Here is a 25,453-nt window from a genome sequence, read left to right as displayed (position 1 = left end):
CACACTTTCATTTAAAAAGAAAGTTATCCACAATGACTATTCACTTCTAAAAAAACGTTTATCCACATGTGAATAAACGTTTTTAAATTTATTGAGTTATCAACACCATAATATTTACTTAAAACCTTTTCTTGGAATATCTTCACCATTATGACTCTTCAAGTTTGTTTGTTTATCAACAGCATCAATCTTTCCATCAACTGTTCCCTCTGTATAAGCATCTGTCGCCTGTTCATGGGTAACGGCCATACCTTGATCTACTGTTTTTTGGCTTTTATAATCTGATGCTTCATACGTTTTATCAGCAACTTCCTTCGCACTTTCAACGGTATTTTGATTTTCTTTTTTAACCATCTTAAAAACCTCCTTCTTTTTATGGTTTACAATCAATTCATACTTATGAATCGAGAATATCCAATTCATGCATGATCAGATCCAGTTCTTTTAATAATATTTGAATTTCATCTTGCTGTAGGAGAATGGGGATCTGGTCATTAACGGTAATCGTACATGTATCCACTTGCTTATTTAAATAATTAACTAAATTAATAAGTTGACTTTCGGACAGTGTGGAGGCTGTATGGAGATTTTTAACTTGATTTAAATAAAAATTATTATTTACTTGATCAAACTCACCACAAAATATATTTCCAGCAAAGTTATTCACGAATTAAACTCCCTTTAAGCCTATTTTTACATCAATAGTATTTGTAAGTAGGCTTTGATCATACAAAAAACCCCTGAAAAATTTCAGGGGTTTTTCTTTCGATATTTTAATTATGGTTTAATTACGATATGACGATGTGGCTCTACACCATCAGAATAAGTAGTTACATCTCCTCTTGCCTGCAAGATACTATGAATAATTTTTCGTTCGTATGCTGGCATTGGCTCAAGGGCAACCTTCTTATTGATTCGCTTTGCTTTTTCTGCCATTCGTTCTGCTAAAGTTTCCAATGTTGCTTTTCTACGTCCACGATAACCTTCAGCATCTAATGTTACCGTGTAATATTGGTTTCCTTCTTTATTTAAAACAAGATGGACTAAATATTGTAATGCATTTAATGTTTGTCCACGTTTACCAATTAATAAAGCAATTTTTTCTCCAGTTAAATCAAATGTAACATGGTTTTCTTCGATAGTCGTTGTAATATCTGCCTCTACATTCATGTTACGTACCACGTTTTTCAGAAAGAGTTCTGTTTCCTGCACTTGATTTTTAACAATAGTTACTTTTACAATTGATCGTTTTGATCCGAATATACCAAGAAGACCTTTTTTTCCTTCATCAATAACATCAATTTCTACTTGGTCCTTTGTTGTGTTTAACTGCTCTAATGCTGTTTGGACCGCTTCTTCAACCGTTTGTCCACTAGCAGTTATTTGTCTCACTTTTTGTCTCCTCCAGTACTAACATTTTTCATCATTGGTTTACGAATGAAAATAGTTTGTACAACCATAAATATATTACCTACTACCCAGTACAATGCTAATGCTGCTGGGAAGAATACGGCAAAGACACCAATCATGATCGGCATCACATAAAGCATTACCATCATTTGTGGGTTTTGAGCAGCTGGACTTCCAGCCATCATTAACTTCTGCTGCAGGAATGTAGCTCCTCCAGCTATTAATGGTAGGATGAAATATGGATCAGCTTTATCCAATGCAAACCATAAGAAACTATGACCATCTATTGCATCTGTTCGCATTATTGCATGGTAAATTGCAATCAATACCGGCATTTGTACAAATATAGGCAAACAACCAGCAAGTGGGTTAACCCCATGCTTTTGGAACAATGACATTGTTTCCTGCTGGAGTTTTTGTTGCGTATTTGCATCTTTCGAACTGTATTTTTTTTGCAACTCTTTTAATTCTGGTTGAATATCCTGCATAGCTTTTGAACTTTTAAGTTGCTTTACGTTTAATGGTAATAATACTAAGCGAATAATAACAGTGACAAGTATAATTGCCATACCAAAATTCTCAGGTGAAAATAACTCTGCAAAAAAGATAAGTAGCAATGACAATGGATGAACAAAGTATTTATTCCAAATCCCTGTACTCTCAGCATTTATCGGTTCATCAATATCCATACAACCAGAGAGTAACGCTGCTAGTCCTATTAAAACTACTAGCAAAAATATTTTTTTACGCAATGTATGTTTCCTCCTAACTAATAAAAACAAAACCTTTGAGATCACAATAAATATATCTATTTTAAAAGTTTAATTTTTAATTCTCGTACCATTTTATTTTACATGAATTACGTACTAGATTCTATATTAAACTAATAATGATTTATTTTTTTAATAATCGTTCTTTCATTAGTAAGTGCGTTAAGCTCTTTTTAAATTCCCGATACTCCATTTGTTTCGTTGGTTGTCTCGCTATAATCACGATATCGTAAGTAGATTCAATTTGTGGTTCTAGCTCACGAAAAGCTTCACGCAAGTACCTTTTGATACGATTTCTAGTGACGGCGTTTCCAATTTTCTTCCCAACCGATAGACCAACACGAAAATGCTGTTGATCCGGAATCTTCTTATAATATATAACAAGTTGGCGATTAGCAAAAGATCTACCGTTTTTAAAAATTTGTTGAAATTCCTTATTATCTTTTACACGAAACGCTTTTTTCATATATCAATCACCTTATCGCTCTAAAACCATTTATGTAATCAGTAAGCAAGTGGATCCAAAAGTGGCTATCAACCATTTTGAACCATTGCTTACAATTCTATTCGTAAAAAAGACCACTGATTGATTCAGCGGCCTATGCAGACAATACTTTTCTTCCTTTACGACGACGACGAGCTAGAACTTTACGTCCGTTTTTTGTGCTCATACGCGTACGAAAGCCATGCACTTTTTTACGTTTACGATTATTTGGTTGAAACGTTCTTTTCATTTATCTTGCACCTCCCAAAAGGAACACTTAAAATCCAATATCAAATTTAAATGTCTATCCAGTAGACAGTCTTTGTAATTATACTTAAAACACCCTGCATCTGTCAACTTCTACTTTTATCCACAATCCACTGTTTTTTACATTTCCAGCTTCAATATTGTCCACAGTCTTTATCGACAAGATAATCACAAAATATAGTAGTGTGGATAGTTTTTGTCTACAACAGATGGAATTTGTGGATAAGTGTCGAAAAAACATTGCAGTCTTAGCTTTTTTTTGATATTATAGTTGTGTTTTAACATGTTAATAATTCATAACGCGTTTATAGTTATGCACAGAATGTGGATAACCTGTGGATATTAATTCACACTCTGTTTATAGGGTTATCAACAAAAATGTGGATAGTGATAATAACTTTTATAAAGCTATCTCCTTCACTACTTAAATTATCCACATCTGTTTTCTACAATAAAATAGAAAAAATGATATACTTTTCTATCTTTCATGGCCTATGATCATAAGAACATCGTATGGAGATAGGCTTTTTTCGTCTTTTTTTCTATATATAGACGTCTATTCTATATTATTTCAAAAACTTTTTTTTATTACTACCTTTTAAAAAATGATTGGAGAGGGGTGAAACCAGCTTGGAAAACATCGGTGAATTATGGGAAGCAACACTTAAAAAAATAGAAGAAAAAATAAGTAAACCTAGCTTTGAGACATGGTTAAAAAACACAAAAGCAGAATCTCTTGAAGGAAACACTATAACAATAAGTGCTCCAAATGAATTTGCAAGAGACTGGTTAGAAGAACAATATACGCAATTAATTTCTACAATATTAGTTGAAATAACAGGTGCTAATTTAACAATTAAATTTATTATTCCTGAATCAATACATGAGGAAGAAGTTAATCCAGAACCCAAAAAGATTACACAGGCAAATGATGATCAACAAGATACTACTAAAACTATGCTTAACCCGAAATATACCTTTGATACATTTGTTATTGGATCTGGAAACAGGTTTGCACATGCAGCTTCTTTAGCAGTAGCCGAAGCACCAGCAAAGGCATACAATCCGCTTTTCATATATGGAGGAGTTGGACTAGGCAAAACTCACTTAATGCATGCAATTGGACATTATGTTCGTGAACATAAAAAAGATGCTAAGGTTGTTTACTTATCGTCAGAGAAATTTACCAATGAATTTATTAATGCCATCATGGATAATAAAACAATCAATTTTCGGAATAAGTACCGTAATGTTGATATTCTTTTGATTGATGATATTCAATTCATAGCTGGTAAAGAGTCTACACAGGAAGAATTCTTCCATACGTTTAATGCATTACATGAAGCAAATAAACAAATTATTATATCTAGTGATCGTCCGCCAAAAGAAATTCCAACACTAGAGGATCGACTAAGATCACGTTTTGAATGGGGATTAATTACTGATATTACGCCACCTGATTTAGAAACACGAATTGCTATTTTAACAAAAAAAGCGAAAGCTGAAGGGCTAGATATTCCTAATGAAGTCATGCTCTATATTGCTAATCAAATTGATACAAACATTCGTGAGCTTGAGGGAGCATTAATCCGTGTTGTTGCCTATTCATCTTTAGTAAATAGAGATATTGACGCAGCACTAGCAGCAGATGCTTTAAAAGATATCATTCCTAGTAGTAAGCCAAGAGTCGTGACAATAAAAGGTATTATGGAAGTTGTTGGGGAGAAATATAGTGTAAAATTAGACGATTTTCTAGCAAAGAAACGAACAAAGTCTATTGCTTTTCCTAGACAAATTGCTATGTATCTTTCTCGAGAAATGACCGATTTTTCTCTCCCTAAAATAGGAGAAGAATTTGGTGGCCGTGACCATACTACTGTTATACATGCTCATGAAAAAATATCCAAAATGATGGAAAATGATACTTTACTAAGTAGAGAAATCGAAGAAATCAAAGAACAAATAAAATCAATCTAGCATATCCACATGTGAATAGCGTGAATAAGTAGTGCATGCTTATGAACATCTTATACACATGTGGATAACCTTATTTTATATATGGTTAATACAGTTATCCACATAATCACAAGCCTTATTACTATTATTACTATATTTTTATAAATAAAATAAATATATATACTTCCATTTAGGAGGATTTTAAAATGAAATTTATCATTCAACGAAATCAATTAATTGCAAGTGTACAAGATGTAATGAAAGCAATATCCAGTCGAACAGCAATTCCTATCTTAACGGGGATGAAAATTGAAGCTAAAGAACATGGCATAACATTAACAGGTAGTAATTCTGATATTTCGATTGAATCCTATATTCCAGCTGAAGAGGATGGAATGGTTCATGTTGAGAATATCGAAGAAGGAAGTATTGTCCTTCAAGCAAAATATTTTCCAGATATCGTTCGTAAACTACCAGAACAAACTGTTGAATTGGAAGTAGATGAAAATCTAAAAGTTACCATTCGATCAGGGAAAGCGGAATTTAATTTAAATGGTCAAGATGCAGAAGAATATCCACATCTTCCTAAATTACAAACAGATGAAAGTTTTGAAATGCCTATTGATATTTTAAAAAGTTTAATTAAACAAACTGTTTTCGCTGTTTCTACGATGGAAACAAGACCAATATTAACGGGTGTTAATGTAAAATTACATGATGGTAAATTAAGCTTTACGGCGACTGATAGCCATCGACTCGCATCCCGTGAAATTGTAGTTAAAGCAGAAGGCATGAATGATTTAAGTGTTGTTATTCCAGGAAAAAGTTTAAATGAATTAAATAAAATCTTAGATGATACAGAAGAAACAGTAGAAATTAGTGTTACTAATAACCAAATATTATTTCGAACAAAACATTTAATTTTCTTATCTCGTATTCTTGATGGCAATTACCCGGAAACATCTAGATTAATACCAGAACAAAGTAAAACAACGATTCATGCGAATACAAAAGAATTACTTAATACAATAGATCGTGCTTCTCTTTTAGCAAAAGAAGAACATAATAATGTTGTTCGATTAACGACTATGGAAAATAACGTAGTAGAAATCTCAAGTAATTCTCCTGAGGTAGGAAAAGTTACAGAGGAAATATCTGTTCAATCTTTTGAAGGAGAAGAATTAAAAATTTCATTTAGCTCAAAATATATGCTAGATGCATTAAAAGCGATGGAAGTAGACGAAGTAAATATAGATTTTACTGGAGCAATGCGACCATTTATTATTCGACCGGAGAATGATGAATCCATTTTACAGTTAATTCTTCCTGTAAGAACATATTAAATGATAATGAGAAAAAGCTCTTATTTTTGTATTGATAAGAGCTTTTCTTTATTTACAAAATTAATTTTAAGCGGTTTTAAGGGCATTTTATACATTTATAGTGTGTTTCCTTTCCTAAACCCGAAAACTTTAGTAAAATAGATATATGGAACATCTGAACACGATGAAAAGAAATTTGGTGATAAAAATGCATGAAAAAATTGAAATCAAAACAGAGTATATACCTTTAGGGCAATTCGTAAAACTTGCCAATGTTTTAGATTCAGGTGGAATGGTTAAAGCCTTTCTTCAAGATCAAGGTGCGACCGTAAATGGAGAACTAGAACATCGACGTGGAAGGAAAATCTATCCTGGCGATATTGTGGAAGTGGAAGGAATTGGGTCCTATATTGCAGTAAAAAAGGAAGAATAGCTTTTATTTCGTTCGATTGTAAATGAGGAATTTGCATGCATATTAACAATTTAAAATTAAGAAATTACCGAAACTATGATCAGTTGGATATCACATTTGATGATAAAGTCAATGTCATTATTGGTGAAAATGCCCAAGGGAAAACAAATTTGATGGAAGCTATTTATTTAATTGCATTTACGAAATCTCATCGAACCCCTCGTGAAAAAGAGTTGATACAATGGGAAAAGGAATATGCTAAAATTGAAGGTAGTGTGACAAAACGGAATCAAACGTTTCCCCTGGAAATTGTTATTTCAACAAAAGGGAAAAAGGCGAAACTAAATCGAATAGAACAAAAACGATTGAGTGACTATATTGGTTCGTTAAATGTCGTTATGTTTGCCCCAGAAGATTTGTCTTTAGTAAAAGGCTCCCCACAGATTCGTAGACGGTTTATCGATATGGAACTTGGGCAAATTCAACCCAAATATATTTATCATTTAGGGCAATATCAAAAAGTATTAAAGCAACGCAATCATTTATTAAAACAAATGCAATATAAGAAAAATCAAGATAAAACAATGCTACGAGTGATGACAGAGCAACTAATCGAACATGCTGCTACTATTTTAGAACGTCGCTTTGTATTCTTAAAACTACTTCGAAAGTGGGCTTGTCCCATACACCATGGTATAAGTCGTGAGTTAGAACGACTAGATATACAATATTCTCCTACGATAGAAGTATTAGAAGATGCAAATAGGGAGAAAATAGAAGCTATCTATCTAGAAAAATTCCAAGAAGTGGAAACGAAGGAAATTGATAGGGGTACAACATTAGTAGGACCTCATCGAGATGATTTGATTTTCTATGTGAATGGCAAGGATGTTCAAACATACGGATCACAGGGACAACAACGGACAACTGCGTTATCGGTTAAACTTGCAGAGATCGAATTAATTTATAATGAAGTTGGTGAATATCCCATTTTACTTCTTGATGATGTTTTAAGTGAGTTGGATGATTATAGACAATCCCATTTATTAAATACAATTCAAGGTAAAGTTCAAACATTTGTATCCACCACGAGTGTAGATGGTATAAACCATGAAACATTAAATAAAGCTGAGCTATTTAATGTGTCTAACGGAAATGTAAGAAAGGTGGAAGGATAAAAATGTTTATTCATATTGGGAACGATAATGTAATTAGATCAAGTGATATTATTACAATAATTGATCAAAGTGTCGTTACTTCGTCATCCATTATGGAAGAAATGATGACGGAGAGAGCGAAAGATATTATTGGACCTTCTGAAGATGTAAAGTCAGTTGTGATAACGCATAACGTCATCTACTTGAGTACGTTATCTGTTACAACTTTAAAGAAACGAGCAAGCATGATAGCAACAATAAGTAAACTTGATGATTATTCAGACGAACTTGAGCTTGAATAATTCGCAAAAAGAAATGTAGGTGGAAGCATGTCAATGAAAGATGTAGTGAATAATGAACAAGCATATAATGCCGACCAGATACAAGTATTAGAAGGTCTAGAAGCCGTTCGAAAAAGACCTGGTATGTATATTGGTTCAACAAGTGAGAAAGGTCTTCATCATCTAGTATGGGAAATTGTAGATAATAGTATTGATGAGGCTTTAGCAGGCTATTGCGATCATATTCAAGTAATTATTGAAAAAGATAACAGTATTACTGTAAAAGATAATGGCCGTGGAATTCCTGTTGGTATTCAGAAAAAGACTGGAAAACCAGCAGTAGAAGTTATTATGACTGTACTACATGCTGGTGGTAAATTTGGCGGTGGAGGCTATAAAGTTTCGGGTGGTCTCCATGGTGTAGGTGCGTCCGTTGTTAATGCACTTTCAACTAATTTGGAAGTATATGTTCATCTTGATGGTAAAATCCACTTTATCGGTTTCGAACGTGGTGTTCCTCAAAATGAAATAAAAGTTATTGGTGAAACAGATGTTACTGGTACAACGACACATTTTAAACCAGATCCTGAAATTTTCACTGAAACTACTACCTATAATTTAGATACATTAGTTCATCGTTTACGTGAATTAGCATTTTTAAATAAGGGAATTAAAATTACGATTGAAGATAAACGAATTGAAGAAGAACCACAAACATTCCATTATGAAGGTGGAATTGCTGAATACGTGGAATACATTAACCGTAATAAAGAAGTGCTGCACGAACCATTTTTTGCTGAAGGTGAAGAACAAGGCATAGCCGTTGATGTATCAATTCAGTACAATGATGGGTTTGCTAGTAACATCTACTCCTTTGCAAATAATATTAGTACGTATGAAGGTGGGACTCACGAGTCTGGATTTAAAACAGGTTTAACACGGGTCATTAATGACTATGCACGTAAAAATAACTTGTTTAAAGAAAGCGATCCTAATCTAACAGGCGATGATGTGCGTGAAGGTATGACAGCTATTATTTCTGTTAAGCATCCGGATCCACAGTTTGAAGGGCAAACAAAAACCAAACTAGGTAATAGTGAGGTTCGTACAATAACGGATTCCATATTTAGTGAAACTTTTTCTAAGTTTCTATATGAAAATCCATCTGTAGCAAAAATTATTGTTGAAAAAGGATTAATGGCTTCAAGAGCACGTGCAGCAGCTAAAAAGGCACGTGATTTAACTCGTAGAAAAAGTGCACTAGAGGTTTCTAATTTACCTGGTAAATTAGCCGATTGTTCTTCAAAGGATGCTGAAATAAGCGAATTGTATATTGTAGAGGGTGACTCTGCAGGAGGTTCTGCTAAACAAGGTAGAGATCGGCATTTCCAAGCAATCCTTCCATTACGAGGGAAGATTCTTAATGTAGAGAAGGCACGTCTAGATCGAATTCTATCAAATAATGAAGTGCGTTCTATGATCACAGCATTAGGGGCAGGTATAGCAGATGATTTTGATATTACTAAAGCTCGTTACCATAAAATAGTCATAATGACAGATGCAGATGTCGATGGTGCTCATATACGTATCTTACTATTAACATTTTTCTATCGGTTTATGCGTCCGTTAATCGAAAATGGCTATATTTATATTGCCCAACCACCACTATATAAAGTGCAACAAGGTAAAGCAGTTCATTATGCATATGATGATAAAGAGCTTGATCGTATATTAGAAGAATTACCAAAAGCACCGAAACCTGGATTACAACGATACAAAGGTCTTGGAGAAATGAATGCGACACAATTATGGGAAACCACGATGGATCCTGAAAATCGTACATTACTTCAAGTAGAATTAACAGATGCAATTGAAGCGGATAATATATTTGATATGTTAATGGGTGATAAAGTTGAACCACGTCGTCACTTTATTGAAGAAAATGCCCGTTATGTAAAAAACTTAGATATTTAAAATTATCTTTTAACGAACTTTGCCATTAAAGAGAAATTCGGAAAAACGCGTGAAGCGTTTTTCTTATGGCAGTTGGATTGTGCTTTATATTAGGAGGTTAAAATAAATGGCGGATCAAGAGCGTCGAAATGTTCATGAAATCAATATAGGCCAAGAGGTAAGAACTTCGTTTCTTGACTATGCAATGAGTGTAATCGTGTCACGTGCATTGCCAGATGTTAGAGACGGGATGAAGCCTGTACACCGAAGAATATTATATGCAATGAATGACCTAGGTATGCATGCAGATAAAGCATATAAAAAATCAGCTCGTATTGTAGGGGAAGTTATAGGTAAATATCACCCACATGGAGACTCAGCTGTTTATGAAGCGATGGTTCGTATGGCACAGGACTTCAGCTATCGTTACATGCTTGTAAATGGTCATGGTAACTTTGGTTCTGTAGACGGAGATTCTGCAGCAGCAATGCGTTACACGGAAGCAAAAATGTCTAAAATCTCGATGGAATTATTAAGAGATATTAATAAAGATACTATCGACTATATGGATAACTATGACGGTTCGGAAAGAGAACCGGTTGTCTTCCCTTCTCGTTTCCCAAATCTTTTAGTGAATGGAGCATCAGGAATTGCGGTTGGAATGGCAACAAATATTCCACCACATAACCTGGGAGAAACGATTGATGCGGTTCTTGCTCTAAGTGAAAATCCAGATATAACTATTGATGAAATTATGGAAAATCATTTACCAGGACCTGATTTCCCTACTGCAGGTATCATTCTTGGAAGAAGTGGAATTCGTAAGGCATTTGAAACCGGAAAAGGATCCATCACTGTCCGAGCAAAAGTAAATATAGAGGAAAAAGCAAACGGAAAATCAACTATTTTAGTTACGGAATTGCCGTATCAGGTAAATAAAGCAAAGTTAATTGAGAAAATTGCTGAGCTAGTACGTGATAAGCGAATTGATGGTATTACCGATTTACGTGATGAATCTGATCGTAACGGAATGCGTATCGTGATGGAGTTACGTCGTGATGTGAATGCCAATGTCTTGTTAAATAATCTTTATAAATATACGGCTCTTCAAACCACGTTTGGTGTGAATACATTAGCTCTAGTTAATGGAGAACCAAAGGTTTTATCGATAAAAGATTGTTTATATCATTATCTAGAACATCAAAAGGTAATTATAAAACGTCGTACTGCATTTGAACTACGTAAAGCAGAAGCAAGAGCACACATTTTGGAAGGTTTACGAATTGCATTAGATCATCTAGATGAAGTAATTACATTAATCCGCAACTCTAAAACTGCTGATATTGCAAGAGATGGACTAATGGAGCGTTTTAACTTATCCGAAAAACAAGCACAAGCAATTTTAGATATGCGCTTGCAACGTTTAACAGGCTTAGAGCGTGATAAAATTGAAAGTGAATATAAAGATCTTCTTCAATTGATTGATGAATTAAAAGCAATTCTAGCAAGTGAAGAAAAAGTATTAGAAATTATTCGTGAAGAGTTAACCGAAATTAAAGAGAAATATAATGATCCAAGACGTACAGAAATTACTGTTGGTGGAGCTGATTTCTTTGAGGATGAAGATTTGATCCCAGAAGAAAACATTGTCATTACCTTGACACACCAAGGATATATCAAACGTTTACCATCTTCTACGTATCGTACACAAAAACGTGGAGGTCGTGGAATTCAAGGAATGGGAACGAACGATGACGATTTTGTAGAGCATCTAGTTTCTACGACTACTCATGACACGGTTCTTTTCTTTACTAATAAAGGGAAAGTTTATAAGGTGAAAGGGTATGAAATACCAGAATTTAGCCGTACAGCTAAAGGAATTCCAATTATAAACCTTTTACAAATAGAAAAAGGTGAATGGGTAAACGCCGTCATATCTGTTAACGAGTTTAGTGATGATTGGTATTTATTCTTTACAACGAAACAAGGTATTTCAAAACGTACGCAGCTTTCTAACTTTGCTAATATCCGTAAAGGTGGTTTAATAGCATTGGGCCTACGTGATGACGATGAATTAATTTCTGTTCGTCTAACAGATGGAACCAAAGATATCATGATTGCTACGAAGTTTGGTTATCTCATTCGTTTCCCAGAAGAACAAGTTAGATCAATGGGACGAACTGCTTCTGGTGTTAGAGGAATCAGTCTACGTGAAGAAGATGAAGTTGTTTCCATGGAAATATTGGAAAAAGACTTACAGATATTACACGTTACAAATAAAGGTATTGGTAAACGTACACCAGAGGATCAGTATCGTATAACGAAACGCGGCGGAAAAGGTATTTTCACTTGTAAATTAAATGATGATACTGGACATGTTGTTGCAGTTAAGGCTGTTAATGGTGAAGAAGATATTATGCTTATTACTGCTGCAGGGGTATTAATTCGAATTCCAGTAGAGGGTATTTCACAAACAGGAAGAAATACTCAAGGGGTTCGTCTCATCCGATTGCAAGAAGAGGAAGAAGTAGCTACTGTAGCTAAAATAGAAAAAGATGAAGAAGAAGAAATAGAAGAAGTAGAAGAAATTGCAGAAGTACCGACAGAATCAGAAGAAAATACAACAGAAGAAGAATAGAAACTAGTAATGTTAGGTGACTTGGAAAAGAAATAAATGATTTATTCTTCCTGAGTCACCTTTTTTATAAGGTATGGGGCATATGGATGAAGGGGGATAAACATGCGAGTAAATCCATCTCAATTAGTACCAGGTTGTGTTTTGTTGAGGGATGTATTAGGAAAAACAAATCGGCCGATCATTCCAAAAAAGACTGTATTAACAAAAGAGCATATTAAAATACTAGAAAAGTTTTTAATAGAGACAGTAGATGTTTCTGAAAAATTACAAGATGGTAAGCTTTATAAACCAAATCCTGAAGAAAAACCGAAAGAAAAAACAAAATCTACCAAGAAAAAAGATATCCAATTGGACAAGCTCTCTTTTGAAGACCATTATCTATATGTAGTTGCAACTTATCAGAAATTATTTGATACATGGCGTAATAATGCACCAATTGATATGGTAATCGTACGAAATTTAATAATCCCTTTAATTAATCGTATGGACGATATTGGTTCTGCTATATATACTTTACATAACTTTACGAATAAAAAGGATTATTTCTACCATCATAGTGTATCTGTTTCTATTATCGCAGCATTTATAGGAAAGAAAATGGGATATGAAAAGGGAGAATGGCTTCAAATCGGAATAGCTGGTTTATTAAGTGATGCAGGGATGGCTAAACTATCTCCATCATTACTTCAAAAAGAAGGTTCTTTAAACCAGACTGAAAGAGCGGAGGTTATTAAGCATCCGACTTATTCTTATCGATTGTTAGAACATCTTTCTTCGGTGACTTATGCAATTAAGCTAGCTGTTTTACAGCATCATGAGCGAATAGATGGTAGTGGTTATCCACTTGGATTATCCAAAGAGAAGATTCACAATTATGCTAGAATTATAGCAGTTTGTGATACGTATCATGCAATGACTAGTGAACGTATGTATAAAGAAAAACAATCACCTTTTCGCGTGATTGAAGAGTTACAAAAAGAACAATATACGAAGCTTGATGTCATAGTTGTACAAACATTCATTGAAGCAATATCTAATTTTTCTGTTGGTACAAAAGTAAGTTTGTCTAATAACCAAATTGGCGAGATTGTATTTATGGAACCCAACCAGCCTACAAGGCCGATGATTCGGTTAGACAAAAGTGACGAAATTATTTCCTTAAGTAATCACCATACCCTCTTTATTCAAGAAATCATATCTCAGACGTAAAGTCTGGGATATAAATAAAATTTCATTTCTAAATAAGAAGATTACAAGATAGGGAGTTTAGAATGTTACTTTTTCAATGGTTAGAGCTTCATTCTTAGTTGATGGAATATGCGAAGTAACTTTCGCTTGGATTTACTTTCTTTCACAACATTTCGAAGGGGTTGCTATACAACCGCTCCGGCAGAATACTTCGCTTTCCGCGGGCACGGCCTCAGCCTCCTCAGAAGAAAACCACTTCTTGCGGGGTCTTCGGACACGTGCTGTTCCCGCAGGAGTCTACGTATTCTGCCTACGCTGATGGGTAGTAATCTGGTTATGGAGTGGTACTAACCCATGCTATCAACATTCAGTGAGGCTCTTCTAACCAATACATGTAATGAAGTTGTAATCCACTATTCTAGCGGAAGAAATACACGTAGACTCCTGCGGAGGAAAGGCATAGGTGAGACCCCGCAGAACGGAGTTCGAGGAGGCTCACCAGCCGCCCGCGGAAAGCGAAGTGTATTTCTGGAGCGAGATTTGGTGCAGTACATTTAATCTCAAGTTTAACCACGTTTTCATACTATTTACTTCGCAGTTTATATATGATTAGTAACAAAGTATACGAAAACTTCCCATTCAGATTTTTCTCTGATTAAACCACTTTTGTCCCAGCTTCTATTTCATTTTCAATAGTTCTTTTCCAATTAAAAGGGGCATTTTTTTAGCAGAAATACGTAAAAACTCAGCAATGAAAGGGTAATCTACATCTGGTTTCGTAATGAGTAAATCCCCCCACCATTCTGCTTCATATCTACTTAACATACTTAGATTATATAATAAAAGATAATGTACCATGACTTCTGAAACAACTAAGAAATTCTCTCTTATGGTTGGAAAAAAGATGTTTTGATTATCATCAACAAAAAAAGGGCCACTCGGTTCTAAGATTGGTTTTGTAAGAACGATCTGAAACATAGTATGGTTTGATTTTACTTCCACAATGGGAGGTAAATAAGGCTTGATTCTTTCCAAAAACGCACGTTCCGTTAGATGGTAATTATCCAGTACTCGGCTTGTAAAATCAATTGTATGACTTCCAATTTTACTCACGTTTATCATACTTTCTTGATTATTAAAATGAAATAGATGAGATAAGTCTGGAATGAGGCCTAATAGATTTTTCATCATTATTTTTTCAAAGGGCATTTTATGAATGAAAAAAAGATGCTGGGAAACATATGGAAATAATCCATTATGCTGTACCTTTACCTCATCTTCCAAAAATGTATAGTCTTTCTTTTTTCGTTTTCGTGCTGAAACTCCGTGTGCTAATACGGAAGTTGATTCTGGATAGTTTGGACGTTTCGTTAATAGGCATGCTTTTAAGAGATGGACCATGCCATAAAAAAATAAGATTGGCTGCATTAGGATATCTAGTTTTTTTCCAGCATTATAAAACTTTATACCATGATCCAAGTAATACATAAACACAGTACAGTTTTCATAGCTTTTTGCTTCTGCATCTATACCATCTATTTTTTTGTAGCATTGGTAAAGAAATCGTTGCGAAGTTTGTTGAGACTGCAAGTATGTATAAAATGAATTAATCTCTTTATGATTCATAAATTTTCCCCTTAAGATTATTAAAAAGATTTAGAATCTATTTACTTTTATTTTCCGTAAAACACTAGTTGAAAAAGTAGTGTTGTTCACGTATTCTAAATAACAATAGATATACCTATATAGTTTGTTCAAAGATTTAAAATATATACAAAATATCAATGAGGAGGATAAAAATGCGTGAGGATAAGTTTGTAAAAGAAGGATTAACATTTGATGATGTATTATTAATGCCAGCAGAGTCGGAAGTATTACCTCGAGATGTCCAGGTGAATACTACTTTGAGTGATAATTTGAAGTTGAATGCTCCTCTTATTAGTGCAGGAATGGATACCGTAACCGAAGCACCAATGGCAATTTCAATGGCACGTCAAGGTGGTCTAGGAATTATTCATAAAAACATGTCTATTGAACAACAAGCAGAAGAAGTAGATCGAGTAAAACGTTCAGAAAGTGGCGTTATTACAAATCCATTTTTCCTAACGCCGGAACATCAGGTCTTTGATGCAGAACATCTAATGGGAAAATTCCGTATTTCAGGTGTACCCATTGTTAATTCGGTTGAAGAACAAAAGCTAGTAGGTATTATTACGAATCGTGATTTACGTTTTATTCAAGATTATTCCATTACTATCTCTGAAGTAATGACAAGTGAAAACTTAGTAACTGCTCCTGTTGGAACAACGTTAGACGAAGCAGAAAAATTGTTACAGCAATATAAAATTGAAAAACTTCCTCTCGTTGACCATGATGGTGTATTAAAAGGATTAATTACAATAAAAGATATTGAAAAAGTAATAGAATTTCCTCATGCAGCAAAGGATTCCCAAGGTCGCTTACTTGTTGGTGCAGCAGTTGGTATAACCGGTGATGCAATGACACGGATTGAAAAATTAGTTGAATCAGGAGTAGATGTTATTGTCATTGATACGGCACACGGACATTCAAAAGGTGTTATAGATCAGGTTAGACGTGTACGAGAAGCTTATCCGAATCTAGATATTATCGCTGGAAATGTGGCAACCGCAGAAGCTACAAAAGCATTAATTGAAGCGGGGGCAACGATAGTAAAAGTTGGTATTGGACCAGGATCAATCTGTACAACTCGTGTAGTAGCTGGTGTTGGAGTACCACAAATCACAGCAGTCCATGACTGTGCGGTTGCAGCATCAGAATATGGTGTACCGGTCATTGCTGATGGCGGAATAAAATATTCTGGTGAAATTGTAAAAGCACTTGCTGCTGGTGCACATGCTGTAATGCTAGGTAGTATGTTTGCTGGTGTTTCAGAAAGTCCGGGTGAAACCGAAATCTACCAAGGTCGCCGTTATAAAGTATATCGTGGTATGGGGTCAGTTGGTGCAATGAAAGCTGGATCAAAAGACCGGTATTTCCAAGATTCCGAGGAAACAAAGAAACTAGTACCAGAAGGGATTGAAGGTCGTGTACCTTATAAAGGGCCACTATCTGATACGTTCCATCAATTAATGGGCGGATTGCGTTCTGGTATGGGATATTGTGGTACGGAATCCATTGATGCATTGCGAAATGATGGACAATTTGTCCGCATTACAAATGCTGGATTACGAGAAAGTCATCCACATGATGTACAAATTACAAAAGAAGCACCGAATTATTCGGTATAGCATGAAAAGAATAAGCATGTTTTCCTAATTTTGGAGATAGATAGGGATATTTCCCTGTCTATTTTTTTCGATAGTTTTATGGTAAAATATCATAGGTATATACAAAAAATAACCCTAGTTACGTATAGTTTAAGGTGGAGGTAGAGAAAGTGAAAAATACCAAGTTTTTCTCGATAATACTTGTTGCATTTCTTTTAGTTGCATCACTCATAACACAACCAATAACAACAAATGCAGCTGAAATGGAAATAGAGGCCCAAGCTGCTATTTTAGTTGACTTTGATACAGGAAAGATTTTATACGGAAAAAATATTGATGAACCTATTAACCCTGCTAGTATGGCAAAAATGATGACGGAGTATCTTGTATTAGAAGCTATCAGCAACGGTGATATTAGTTGGGAAACAACAACAGAGATCAGTCAATATGCTTTTAATATCTCAGCAAATAATAATTATTCTGGTGTCGGTTTACGAATGGACTACGAGTACAATGTTCGTGAATTATATGAAGCAATGGCTATTAATTCGGATAATGCTACAACGATTACTTTAGCAGAATTAGTAGCTGGTTCTGAAGGCGAATTTGTTAAGATGATGAACCAAAAAGCAGAAGAAATGGGATTGCCAGAATATAAATTTGTTAATTCAACAGGATTGAAAAATAATAATGACGGTGTGATTCCACCAGAAGGAACCGGACCAGACGAAGTAAATCTTCTATCAGCAAAATCTGCTGCATTATTGGCATATCACTTAATAAAGGACTATCCGGATGTACTAGAATTTTCTAGTCGCCCAACTGAAACATTTGATGGACAAGAGATTCGAAATTGGAACTATATGCTTCCTCATAATACTACTAGTTTGGAACAATACTATTATGAAGGAATTGATGGACTTAAAACAGGTAATACCGGTGATGAAAAAGGAAAGATGTTTACTGGAACATCCTTACGTAATGATAAACGTTTAATTTCAGTTGTGATGGGAACAAGTGGAACGAGTGAAATACGTTTTGAGGAAACTGCTGATTTAATGGATTATGGATATAATCAATTTCAATCAAAGGAACTTTTCCCAGCTGGATATCAAGTAGAAGATGAATCTATACTTACTGTAGCAAAAGGGAAAGAAGATACAGTAGAGATATCACTGAGTGAAAGTTTTACAATGCCTGTGAAAGCAGGAGATGAAGATTTATATACCGTGCAATATCATATTGATGAAGAAAAAGTAAATAAATCCGGTGAGTTAATTGCCCCAATTAAAAAAGGTGAAAAAATAGGAACTGCTGAGCTTGTTTACACTGGTGATGAAGAATACGGTTATATCTTCAATCAAGGTAATAAAACCGTTGATCTGGTTACAGAAAGTGAAGTAGAAAAAGCAAATTGGTTCATGTTATCGATTGGTGCAATAGGTAACTTCTTTAGTGATATTTTTTCATCCATAGTAGATACAGTAAAAGGCTGGTTTTAATTAATGATCTTTAGGAGCCGATCGATATCGGCTTTCTTTGGCAGATAGGAAAGTGATAAACTTTCCTATGCTGCATATGTACGTACATCGAATGCATTCATAAAAAGCATGACGTGAAGCTATATATACTAACATCATACATAGGAGGAAAGAAAAATGACAAACAAAGGAACAGAGCGAGTTAAACGAGGAATGGCAGAAATGCAAAAAGGCGGCGTCATCATGGACGTTGTTAATGCGGAGCAAGCAAAAATTGCAGAAGCAGCAGGTGCAGTAGCAGTTATGGCTTTAGAACGTGTACCATCGGATATTCGTGCTGCTGGTGGGGTAGCTCGTATGGCAGATCCAACGATTACGGAAGAAGTAATGAATGCTGTATCTATTCCAGTTATGGCAAAAGGACGTATTGGTCATATTGTAGAAGCTCGTGTATTAGAAGCAATGGGTGTAGATTATATTGATGAAAGTGAAGTATTAACACCTGCAGATGATGTATACCATTTAAATAAATCTGATTTTACAGTGCCATTTGTTTGTGGTTGTCGTAACCTCGGAGAAGCAGCACGTCGTATTGGAGAAGGTGCCTCTATGCTACGTACAAAAGGGGAGCCAGGAACAGGGAATATCGTTGAAGCGGTTCGTCACTTGCGTCAGGTTCAATCAGAAATTCGCAAAGTAACTGGTATGTCTAGAGATGAAGTTATGACTTATGCAAAAGAAATTGGTGCTCCATTTGAATTGCTGTTACAAATTCGTGAAGAAGGACGTTTACCAGTAGTAAACTTTGCTGCCGGTGGAATCGCTACACCTTCTGATGCTGCTTTAATGATGGAATTAGGTGCAGATGGCGTATTTGTTGGTTCTGGAATTTTCAAATCTGACAACCCAGAGAAATTTGCAAAATCAATTGTTGAAGCTACTACTCATTACCAAGACTATAAACTTATTGCGGAGCTTTCGAAAGATTTAGGTACTGCAATGAAAGGTATAGAAATGAGTACACTATCAGCAAGTGATCGTATGCAAGATCGCAGTGAATAGAAAGAAGGAATAATAATGACTACAATTGGCGTTCTTGCCCTACAAGGAGCAGTCCGGGAACATATCCGTTCCATTGAAGAGTGCGGGGTAAAAGCTGTTGAAATTAAACGTGTTGAACAACTTGAAGATATTGATGGCATCATTCTACCAGGTGGAGAGAGTACAACAATGCGTCGTCTCATTGATAGCTATGGATTTCTCTCGAATCTACAAGATTTCGGTAAACAAGGAAAACCAATCTTCGGTACGTGTGCAGGTCTGATTTTAATGGCAGATGCTATTGAAGGTCAGGAAAATGCTCATCTTGGGTTAATGAATATGAAAGTTGCTCGTAACGCATTTGGCAGACAAGTTGCAAGTTTTGAAGCGGAATTAGCAATTAACCAAATAGCTGAGGATTTTAATGCTGTATTTATTCGTGCACCATATATTGTAGAAGTAGGACCAGAAGTAGATGTATTAACAACTTATAATGAGCGGATTGTAGCTGCACAACAAGGACATTATCTATGTACAGCATTTCATCCAGAATTAACAGATGATAACCGTGTAGTGGCGTATTTTGTAGAAATGGTTAAAAAATCAATTCAAACACTTGCATCTTAATTGAAATTTGGCTATGATATAAAATAATAAAAATGCATTTTAATTGAACAACATCTATAAAAGTATTGATAGGAACAAGTAACAGTAGACCTTTCTAAAGAGAGTCGATGGTTGGTGTGAATCGATGGGAGAATGCTGTGAATCCATCCTGGAACTGGTTTATGGAACGTAGATATTCTACTAGTAAATAAACCCGGCAACGTACCGTTAACAACGATGAGCCGGAAGAGGTATCTCTTCAACAAGGGTGGCAACGCGGGAAATATACTCTCGTCCCTATAATTTTGGGACGGGAGTTTTTTGTGTTTGATTACAAAAATGTAGGAGGAAACCGTTATGTTAGACATGAAGTATTTACGTAATAATTTTGAAGAAGTAAAAGGCAAACTAAAGCATCGTGGAGAAGAATTATCCGAATTAGATCGTTTTGGTGAATTGGACGAAAGAAGAAGAACATTAATCAATGAAACAGAAGCCTTAAAAGCAAAGCGTAATGAAGCATCAAAACAAATTTCTGTTTTGAAGAAAGAAAAAAAAGATGCAGAACCTGCAATAAAGGAAATGCGTGAAGTAGGAGAACAAATTAAGTCATTAGATAATGAATTAAGAGAAATTGAAGAAACGTTAGAAACAATTATGATGTCTATTCCAAATATACCTCATGAGAGTGTACCAGTCGGTGAAGATGAAGAAGATAATGTGGAAGCACGAAAATGGGGGGAATTACCTGCATTTGCTTATGAAGCCCAACCACACTGGGATATTGCTACCAACTTAAATATTATTGATTTTGAACGTGCTGGCAAAGTTACTGGAAGCCGCTTCGTTTTTTATAAAGGAATCGGTGCACGTTTAGAACGAGCGCTAATAAGCTTTATGATGGACTTGCATGCAGATGAACATGGCTATATAGAAATGCTTCCACCGCAAATCGTAAATCGTGCAAGTTTGACCGGTACGGGACAGCTGCCAAAATTCGCAGAAGATGTCTTTAAATTGACAGATACAGATTATTTCTTAATTCCGACTGCCGAAGTTCCAGTAACCAATTATCACCGTGATGAAATTCTAAGTATCGAAGAGTTACCAAAAAAATATGCTGCATTTAGTGCGAACTTCCGCTCAGAAGCAGGATCAGCTGGTCGCGATACGCGTGGACTGATTCGTCAGCACCAATTTAATAAAGTAGAACTTGTTCATTTCGTAAAACCAGAGGATTCTTACGAGACTTTAGAAACACTTACTGGTCACGCAGAAAAGGTTTTACAATTATTAAAGCTACCATATCGAGTTATGAGTATGTGTACAGGTGATTTAGGATTCACAGCAGCGAAAAAGTATGATATCGAGGTATGGATTCCAAGTCAACATACGTACCGCGAAATATCTTCTTGTTCTAACTTTGAAGATTTCCAAGCAAGACGTGCAGGTATACGATTTAGAAGAGAAGTGAATGGAAAACCTGAATTTGTTCATACATTAAATGGTTCTGGCCTAGCAATCGGTCGTACTGTAGCAGCAATTTTGGAGAACTATCAACAAGAAGATGGTTCTGTTATCGTACCAGAAGTATTGCGTCCATATATGGGTGGAAAAGAGTTAATAAAGTAAGGTAAAGTAATAAAAATTGTTGCTTAACCTAAGAATTTGACTATGAATGGCATTAAAAACACAAAATGCAAACTGACCTCAAGTAGATAATGCTTAAACTAGATTCCTGTATTTTGGGAGTCTAGTTTTTTGTATTATCGGAAAGTTTTTTATTTTTTCCTGCACTGAAAATCCATTGACATTGAAAAAAAATTCCTGTATATTAAATGATGTTGCTACGGAGGTATACCCAAGTCTGGCTGAAGGGATCGGTCTTGAAAACCGACAGGCGGGTCAAACCGCGCGGGGGTTCGAATCCCTCTACCTCCTCCATTTATTTAAAAAAGCGCATAAATTTTGGAGATAAAAAACCGTTACTTTTTGTAACGGTTTTTTGATTTATCAAAATCAGAGTAAATAAGTGATTCCGTGTCCGCTTGATATTTTCGTGAAGAGAAATGGCGAGAAAAATTTGCATTAAAAAAAGCTCAGATTAGTTTATTCTGAGCTTTTTTATGCTAATTTTTTTATTTACATTGATAATACCTTTTACGCTGACTATTTAATTAGTTCTCTTGCTTCCCAACGTCTTGATTGTTGAATAAAATGACCAATTTTTTCTAGGATTGGTTCAACTGAGTTTTCTTCTTTCATTAAATCATAATCCGATATATTAATACGTAAGATCGGACACGCATTGAAATTATTAATCCAATTTTCATAGCGGTTATACATTTCTTCCCAATAAGATATTGGTGTACTTCTTTCCATTTCTCGTCCACGCTCTTGAATACGTTTCAATACTTCATCAAAGGATCCTTCTAAATAAATTAATAAATCTGGATGAGGGAAATATGGAGTCATTACCATCGCATCAAACAAATTTTTATATGTCTCATAATCTGTTTTCGACATAGTGCCATTTTCATAATGCATTTTTGCGAAAATACCAGTGTCCTCATAGATAGAGCGGTCTTGGATGAATCCACCACCATACTCAAAAATTTTCTTTTGTTCCTTAAAACGCTCTGCTAGAAAATAAACTTGTAAATGAAAACTCCAACGTTCAAAATCAGCATAAAATTTTTCCAAATATGGATTCGTATCGACTTTTTCAAAAGAAGTTTTAAATTTTAATGCATCTGCTAATGCATTTGTCATAGTTGACTTTCCGACTCCAACCGTACCTGCAATTGTAATGATACTATCATTTGGAATATGATACTTTTCTCTTAAATTCATTACTATATTCCCCTTTTTATTTAGAAATAGCTATATGTTTGGCTAAATTTTGTTGTACTTGATCAATAATGGTTTGAAGATCATCTTGCTTTTTAACAAAATCAAATTCATCTCCATTAATTCGAATGACAGGAATTTCTGGGTGTAATACTTCGAATTCATTCATATATGCTTCATAATCTGCAGCTAGTTGAGCTAAATAGGATGCTTTAATATTTTGTTCAATTTCTCTTCCACGCATTTGTATTCGCTCTAGAATAGTATCCAAACTTGCATGTAAATAAATCATCATATTTGGTACTGGCATATCCTTTGTTAATATATGATAAATTTGCTCATATTTATCAAATTTATCAGCTTGTAAGGTACGCTTTGCAAAAATCATGTTTTTTGATATATGATAATCAGCAACTACTGCTTTTTGCTGAGTGAGATATTTTTTTTCAATATCTTCTAATTGCTTAAATCGATTGCATAAAAAAAACATTTCCGTTTGAAAACTCCACTCATCAATATCATCATAAAATTTACCAAGAAACGGGTTTTCTTCTACAATTTCTTTAAGTAAATGGAAATCAAAATGATTAGAAAGTTTTTTTGCTAGGGATGTTTTCCCAATACCGATCGGTCCTTCTATTGCAATAAAAGGGACTTCTGCCATAACTTCTCCCCCTATCAAAATCAATTCGACAGATATCTACTAATTTTACCATATTAAGGCTTATCGTTCTATACCATATTCTAAGTTATGCACTTCGATAGTATATAAATAATTGGAAATGGATCGAAATTTGTATCCAATTCTTGTAGCTTTTCATAATGCTATTGATTTTGTATAATAGAAAATGTCACTTTCTAAAAATGTATGCCCTCGTAGCTCAGGGGATAGAGCATCGGTTTCCTAAACCGTGTGCCGCAGGTTCGAATCCTGCCGGGGGCGCCATCCCCATCACTTAATGCAATGCGTATACGATTCCACATCCAATCTATCACACTCATCTACATATTCGAATAACAGCACGAAGGGAGTAATAATATGAATCTAACGAAAAAAATTATTATCGCATTAATTTTAGGTATTCTTGTAGGTATGGGATTAAGTTTTTCTTCCTCTGAAGTATTTTCTACAATTGATAGTTATGTATTAAGTCCCATTGGTCAATTATTTATAAATTTAATTATGATGATTGTTGTTCCTATTGTATTTGTGTCTATCGTCTTAGGTACAGCAGGTTTAGGGGAACCAGCTAAGCTAGGTAAAATAGGTGTTCAAACGATCTCTTTCTATCTTGTAACAACTGCAATAGCATTAGTAATTGGATTGGGTGTAGCTTTCTTGCTTCAACCAGGAGAAGGTGGCAATTTTAAAACAAGTGAGATTGATGAAAGTTATGAGGAGCAAACAGCTCCTCCAATTATGGAAACATTGATAAATATAATTCCTAGAAATCCTATTGATGCAATGTCTAGTGGGGATATGTTACAAATAATTGCCTTCGCTATTTTTATTGGAATTGCACTTGCTGCACTTGGCGAAAAAACGAGTGGTATCTTAAGATTATTTGAACAAGCAAATGAAATTTTAATGTTTTTAGTAAATCTAATTATGAGAACAGCACCCTATGGAGCATTTGCATTAATTGCTTCTGCTATTGGTGGTGCTGGACTTGATGCGCTTGGGTCTATGGTGATGTATATGGTTGCTGTTATTTTGGCATTGGTTATACACGGAGTGGTTACGTATAGTTTTGCCATTAAAGTACTAGGTAGAGCGAATCCGATTCATTTTTATAAGGAATTTTTCCCAGCAATGTCTGTAGGATTTAGTACATCTAGTTCTAGTGCAACATTACCCATTGCTATGCAAGTTGCTCAAGATAAACTTGGTGTAAAAAAATCAGTTAGTAGTTTTGTTCAACCATTAGGGTCAACAATCAATATGGATGGTACAGCCATCATGCAAGCTGTTGCGACTGTATTTATTGCTCAAGTGTTTGCTGATCCACTAGGGTTAAATGAAATCTTAATGGTAATTATAACAGCTACATTAGCAAGTATCGGGACAGCTGGAGTACCAGGAGTGGGATTAATTATGCTAGCCATGGTATTAAAGCAAGTTGGTTTACCAGCAGAAGGAATTGCATTAATTATTGGGGTGGATCGACTATTAGACATGCTTCGTACATCGTTGAATCTAACTGGTGATGCTGCATGTGCTTATATTATTTCTGAAAGTGAGAAACGAAAAGAAAAAAACAAATAATCAATACCCCTTTACTAGAGAAGCAATTGGAAGTCCAATTGCTTCTCTAGTTTTATTTGTACAGTACCTGTTAGACTTTCACCCATAAGTGCTGGAATGAATATAGTGTAGAAGCTATTGTGG

General features: G+C 34.9%; 23 protein-coding genes, 2 tRNA genes and 1 other annotated feature. Of the genes, 16 read left to right on the top strand and 9 right to left on the bottom strand.

What is annotated here, in order from left to right:
* Positions 1 to 114 precede the first annotated feature (114 nt).
* The 6 genes from ACFSTA_RS18280 to rpmH all read right to left on the bottom strand — a co-directional run bounded on the left by ACFSTA_RS18280 (position 115) and on the right by rpmH (position 2,914).
* Positions 115 to 354 (bottom strand): YozQ family protein, encoded by a 240-nt coding sequence (locus ACFSTA_RS18280; RefSeq protein ID WP_377558277.1) that lies wholly within the window; start codon positions 352 to 354, stop codon positions 115 to 117.
* A 43-nt stretch (positions 355 to 397) separates the two neighbouring features.
* The gene (locus ACFSTA_RS18275) at positions 398 to 667 is read right to left on the bottom strand and encodes a hypothetical protein (protein ID WP_377558276.1); all 270 of its coding nucleotides are present in this window, start codon (positions 665 to 667) and stop codon (positions 398 to 400) included.
* Positions 668 to 777: 110 nt separating this feature from the next.
* Entirely contained in the window at positions 778 to 1,392 is a 615-nt protein-coding gene (jag, locus tag ACFSTA_RS18270; RefSeq protein WP_377558275.1) for an RNA-binding cell elongation regulator Jag/EloR, read from the bottom strand.
* Positions 1,389 to 2,162, bottom strand: a complete 774-nt coding sequence (gene spoIIIJ / locus ACFSTA_RS18265) for a YidC family membrane integrase SpoIIIJ (RefSeq protein WP_377558274.1) — start codon at positions 2,160 to 2,162, stop codon at positions 1,389 to 1,391. Before spoIIIJ ends, jag begins: the two co-directional genes overlap by 4 nt.
* Before the next feature lie 142 nt (positions 2,163 to 2,304).
* Positions 2,305 to 2,646: a ribonuclease P protein component gene (gene rnpA, locus ACFSTA_RS18260; RefSeq protein ID WP_377558273.1), complete on the bottom strand. Its 342-nt coding sequence runs from the start codon at positions 2,644 to 2,646 to the stop codon at positions 2,305 to 2,307.
* 133 nt (positions 2,647 to 2,779) lie between these two features.
* Positions 2,780 to 2,914, bottom strand: a complete 135-nt coding sequence (gene rpmH / locus ACFSTA_RS18255) for a 50S ribosomal protein L34 (protein WP_019377820.1) — start codon at positions 2,912 to 2,914, stop codon at positions 2,780 to 2,782.
* A gap of 647 nt (positions 2,915 to 3,561) precedes the next feature.
* Between rpmH and dnaA the strand changes: the two genes are divergently transcribed.
* The 8 genes from dnaA to ACFSTA_RS18215 all read left to right on the top strand — a co-directional run bounded on the left by dnaA (position 3,562) and on the right by ACFSTA_RS18215 (position 13,859).
* Positions 3,562 to 4,908 carry a chromosomal replication initiator protein DnaA gene (gene dnaA / locus ACFSTA_RS18250; protein WP_377558272.1) on the top strand — a complete coding sequence of 449 codons (1,347 nt, stop codon included), beginning with the start codon at positions 3,562 to 3,564 and terminating at the stop codon, positions 4,906 to 4,908.
* Between the two features lie 185 nt (positions 4,909 to 5,093).
* A complete protein-coding gene (gene dnaN / locus ACFSTA_RS18245; RefSeq protein ID WP_377558271.1) occupies positions 5,094 to 6,230 on the top strand; it encodes a DNA polymerase III subunit beta in 1,137 nt (378 codons plus the stop codon).
* 187 nt (positions 6,231 to 6,417) lie between these two features.
* Complete coding sequence (yaaA, locus tag ACFSTA_RS18240; protein ID WP_377558270.1) at positions 6,418 to 6,642, top strand: S4 domain-containing protein YaaA; 225 nt, start codon at positions 6,418 to 6,420, stop codon at positions 6,640 to 6,642.
* A 35-nt stretch (positions 6,643 to 6,677) separates the two neighbouring features.
* Positions 6,678 to 7,799 (top strand): DNA replication/repair protein RecF, encoded by a 1,122-nt coding sequence (gene recF, locus ACFSTA_RS18235; protein WP_377558269.1) that lies wholly within the window; start codon positions 6,678 to 6,680, stop codon positions 7,797 to 7,799.
* Between the two features lie 2 nt (positions 7,800 to 7,801).
* The gene (gene remB, locus ACFSTA_RS18230; RefSeq protein ID WP_377558268.1) at positions 7,802 to 8,080 is read left to right on the top strand and encodes an extracellular matrix regulator RemB; all 279 of its coding nucleotides are present in this window, start codon (positions 7,802 to 7,804) and stop codon (positions 8,078 to 8,080) included.
* A gap of 27 nt (positions 8,081 to 8,107) precedes the next feature.
* Positions 8,108 to 10,033: a DNA topoisomerase (ATP-hydrolyzing) subunit B gene (gene gyrB / locus ACFSTA_RS18225; RefSeq protein ID WP_377558267.1), complete on the top strand. Its 1,926-nt coding sequence runs from the start codon at positions 8,108 to 8,110 to the stop codon at positions 10,031 to 10,033.
* Positions 10,034 to 10,139: 106 nt separating this feature from the next.
* Complete coding sequence (gene gyrA, locus ACFSTA_RS18220; RefSeq protein ID WP_377558266.1) at positions 10,140 to 12,650, top strand: DNA gyrase subunit A; 2,511 nt, start codon at positions 10,140 to 10,142, stop codon at positions 12,648 to 12,650.
* A gap of 102 nt (positions 12,651 to 12,752) precedes the next feature.
* Entirely contained in the window at positions 12,753 to 13,859 is a 1,107-nt protein-coding gene (locus tag ACFSTA_RS18215; RefSeq protein WP_377558265.1) for an HD-GYP domain-containing protein, read from the top strand.
* Between the two features lie 657 nt (positions 13,860 to 14,516).
* Here ACFSTA_RS18215 and ACFSTA_RS18210 read toward each other — a convergent pair.
* Complete coding sequence (locus ACFSTA_RS18210) at positions 14,517 to 15,464, bottom strand: YaaC family protein (RefSeq protein WP_377558264.1); 948 nt, start codon at positions 15,462 to 15,464, stop codon at positions 14,517 to 14,519.
* 173 nt (positions 15,465 to 15,637) lie between these two features.
* Between ACFSTA_RS18210 and guaB the strand changes: the two genes are divergently transcribed.
* The 6 genes from guaB to ACFSTA_RS18180 all read left to right on the top strand — a co-directional run bounded on the left by guaB (position 15,638) and on the right by ACFSTA_RS18180 (position 22,158).
* Complete coding sequence (gene guaB, locus ACFSTA_RS18205) at positions 15,638 to 17,107, top strand: IMP dehydrogenase (protein ID WP_377558263.1); 1,470 nt, start codon at positions 15,638 to 15,640, stop codon at positions 17,105 to 17,107.
* A 149-nt stretch (positions 17,108 to 17,256) separates the two neighbouring features.
* A complete protein-coding gene (locus ACFSTA_RS18200) occupies positions 17,257 to 18,588 on the top strand; it encodes a serine hydrolase (RefSeq protein WP_377558262.1) in 1,332 nt (443 codons plus the stop codon).
* A 156-nt stretch (positions 18,589 to 18,744) separates the two neighbouring features.
* Entirely contained in the window at positions 18,745 to 19,629 is an 885-nt protein-coding gene (gene pdxS / locus ACFSTA_RS18195) for a pyridoxal 5'-phosphate synthase lyase subunit PdxS (RefSeq protein WP_377558261.1), read from the top strand.
* Positions 19,630 to 19,644: 15 nt separating this feature from the next.
* A complete protein-coding gene (gene pdxT, locus ACFSTA_RS18190; protein WP_377558260.1) occupies positions 19,645 to 20,235 on the top strand; it encodes a pyridoxal 5'-phosphate synthase glutaminase subunit PdxT in 591 nt (196 codons plus the stop codon).
* Positions 20,236 to 20,291: 56 nt separating this feature from the next.
* Positions 20,292 to 20,516: a binding site (T-box leader), on the top strand.
* A gap of 55 nt (positions 20,517 to 20,571) precedes the next feature.
* On the top strand, positions 20,572 to 21,846 hold the full coding sequence (serS, locus tag ACFSTA_RS18185) for a serine--tRNA ligase (protein ID WP_377558259.1): 1,275 nt from the start codon (positions 20,572 to 20,574) through the stop codon (positions 21,844 to 21,846).
* 219 nt (positions 21,847 to 22,065) lie between these two features.
* Positions 22,066 to 22,158, top strand: a tRNA-Ser gene (locus ACFSTA_RS18180).
* A 225-nt stretch (positions 22,159 to 22,383) separates the two neighbouring features.
* Here the strand turns inward: ACFSTA_RS18180 and ACFSTA_RS18175 are convergent.
* Together ACFSTA_RS18175 and ACFSTA_RS18170 are read right to left on the bottom strand one after the other, a co-directional pair.
* Positions 22,384 to 23,067 (bottom strand): deoxynucleoside kinase, encoded by a 684-nt coding sequence (locus tag ACFSTA_RS18175; RefSeq protein ID WP_377558258.1) that lies wholly within the window; start codon positions 23,065 to 23,067, stop codon positions 22,384 to 22,386.
* Positions 23,068 to 23,083: 16 nt separating this feature from the next.
* Positions 23,084 to 23,728, bottom strand: coding sequence for a deoxynucleoside kinase (locus ACFSTA_RS18170; protein WP_377558257.1), 645 nt, complete (start codon positions 23,726 to 23,728; stop codon positions 23,084 to 23,086).
* A 206-nt stretch (positions 23,729 to 23,934) separates the two neighbouring features.
* On the opposite strand from ACFSTA_RS18170, the gene ACFSTA_RS18165 reads away from it, so the two are divergent.
* A tRNA-Arg gene (locus ACFSTA_RS18165) sits at positions 23,935 to 24,010 on the top strand.
* 93 nt (positions 24,011 to 24,103) lie between these two features.
* Positions 24,104 to 25,330, top strand: coding sequence for a dicarboxylate/amino acid:cation symporter (locus tag ACFSTA_RS18160; RefSeq protein WP_377558256.1), 1,227 nt, complete (start codon positions 24,104 to 24,106; stop codon positions 25,328 to 25,330).
* Positions 25,331 to 25,453 lie beyond the last annotated feature (123 nt).

The organism is Ornithinibacillus salinisoli (assembly GCF_042684965.1).
Lineage (GTDB): Bacteria > Bacillota > Bacilli > Bacillales > Amphibacillaceae > Ornithinibacillus > Ornithinibacillus salinisoli.
Note: the sequence above shows the minus strand (reverse complement) of the source record. Positions and strands in the feature narration are given on the sequence as shown.

Excerpts from the sequence above, each read along its gene's own strand:
- ACFSTA_RS18280 (WP_377558277.1), bottom strand. The coding sequence starts at position 354 with ATGGTTAAAAAAGAAAATCAAAATACCGTTGAAAGTGCGAAGGAAGTT.
- rnpA (WP_377558273.1), bottom strand. The coding sequence starts at position 2,646 with ATGAAAAAAGCGTTTCGTGTAAAAGATAATAAGGAATTTCAACAAATT.
- rpmH (WP_019377820.1), bottom strand. The coding sequence starts at position 2,914 with ATGAAAAGAACGTTTCAACCAAATAATCGTAAACGTAAAAAAGTGCAT.
- dnaN (WP_377558271.1), top strand. The coding sequence starts at position 5,094 with ATGAAATTTATCATTCAACGAAATCAATTAATTGCAAGTGTACAAGAT.
- yaaA (WP_377558270.1), top strand. The coding sequence starts at position 6,418 with ATGCATGAAAAAATTGAAATCAAAACAGAGTATATACCTTTAGGGCAA.
- recF (WP_377558269.1), top strand. The coding sequence starts at position 6,678 with ATGCATATTAACAATTTAAAATTAAGAAATTACCGAAACTATGATCAG.
- remB (WP_377558268.1), top strand. The coding sequence starts at position 7,802 with ATGTTTATTCATATTGGGAACGATAATGTAATTAGATCAAGTGATATT.
- gyrB (WP_377558267.1), top strand. The coding sequence starts at position 8,108 with ATGTCAATGAAAGATGTAGTGAATAATGAACAAGCATATAATGCCGAC.
- gyrA (WP_377558266.1), top strand. The coding sequence starts at position 10,140 with ATGGCGGATCAAGAGCGTCGAAATGTTCATGAAATCAATATAGGCCAA.
- ACFSTA_RS18215 (WP_377558265.1), top strand. The coding sequence starts at position 12,753 with ATGCGAGTAAATCCATCTCAATTAGTACCAGGTTGTGTTTTGTTGAGG.
- ACFSTA_RS18210 (WP_377558264.1), bottom strand. The coding sequence starts at position 15,464 with ATGAATCATAAAGAGATTAATTCATTTTATACATACTTGCAGTCTCAA.
- guaB (WP_377558263.1), top strand. The coding sequence starts at position 15,638 with ATGCGTGAGGATAAGTTTGTAAAAGAAGGATTAACATTTGATGATGTA.
- pdxS (WP_377558261.1), top strand. The coding sequence starts at position 18,745 with ATGACAAACAAAGGAACAGAGCGAGTTAAACGAGGAATGGCAGAAATG.
- pdxT (WP_377558260.1), top strand. The coding sequence starts at position 19,645 with ATGACTACAATTGGCGTTCTTGCCCTACAAGGAGCAGTCCGGGAACAT.
- serS (WP_377558259.1), top strand. The coding sequence starts at position 20,572 with ATGTTAGACATGAAGTATTTACGTAATAATTTTGAAGAAGTAAAAGGC.
- ACFSTA_RS18175 (WP_377558258.1), bottom strand. The coding sequence starts at position 23,067 with ATGAATTTAAGAGAAAAGTATCATATTCCAAATGATAGTATCATTACA.
- ACFSTA_RS18170 (WP_377558257.1), bottom strand. The coding sequence starts at position 23,728 with ATGGCAGAAGTCCCTTTTATTGCAATAGAAGGACCGATCGGTATTGGG.
- ACFSTA_RS18160 (WP_377558256.1), top strand. The coding sequence starts at position 24,104 with ATGAATCTAACGAAAAAAATTATTATCGCATTAATTTTAGGTATTCTT.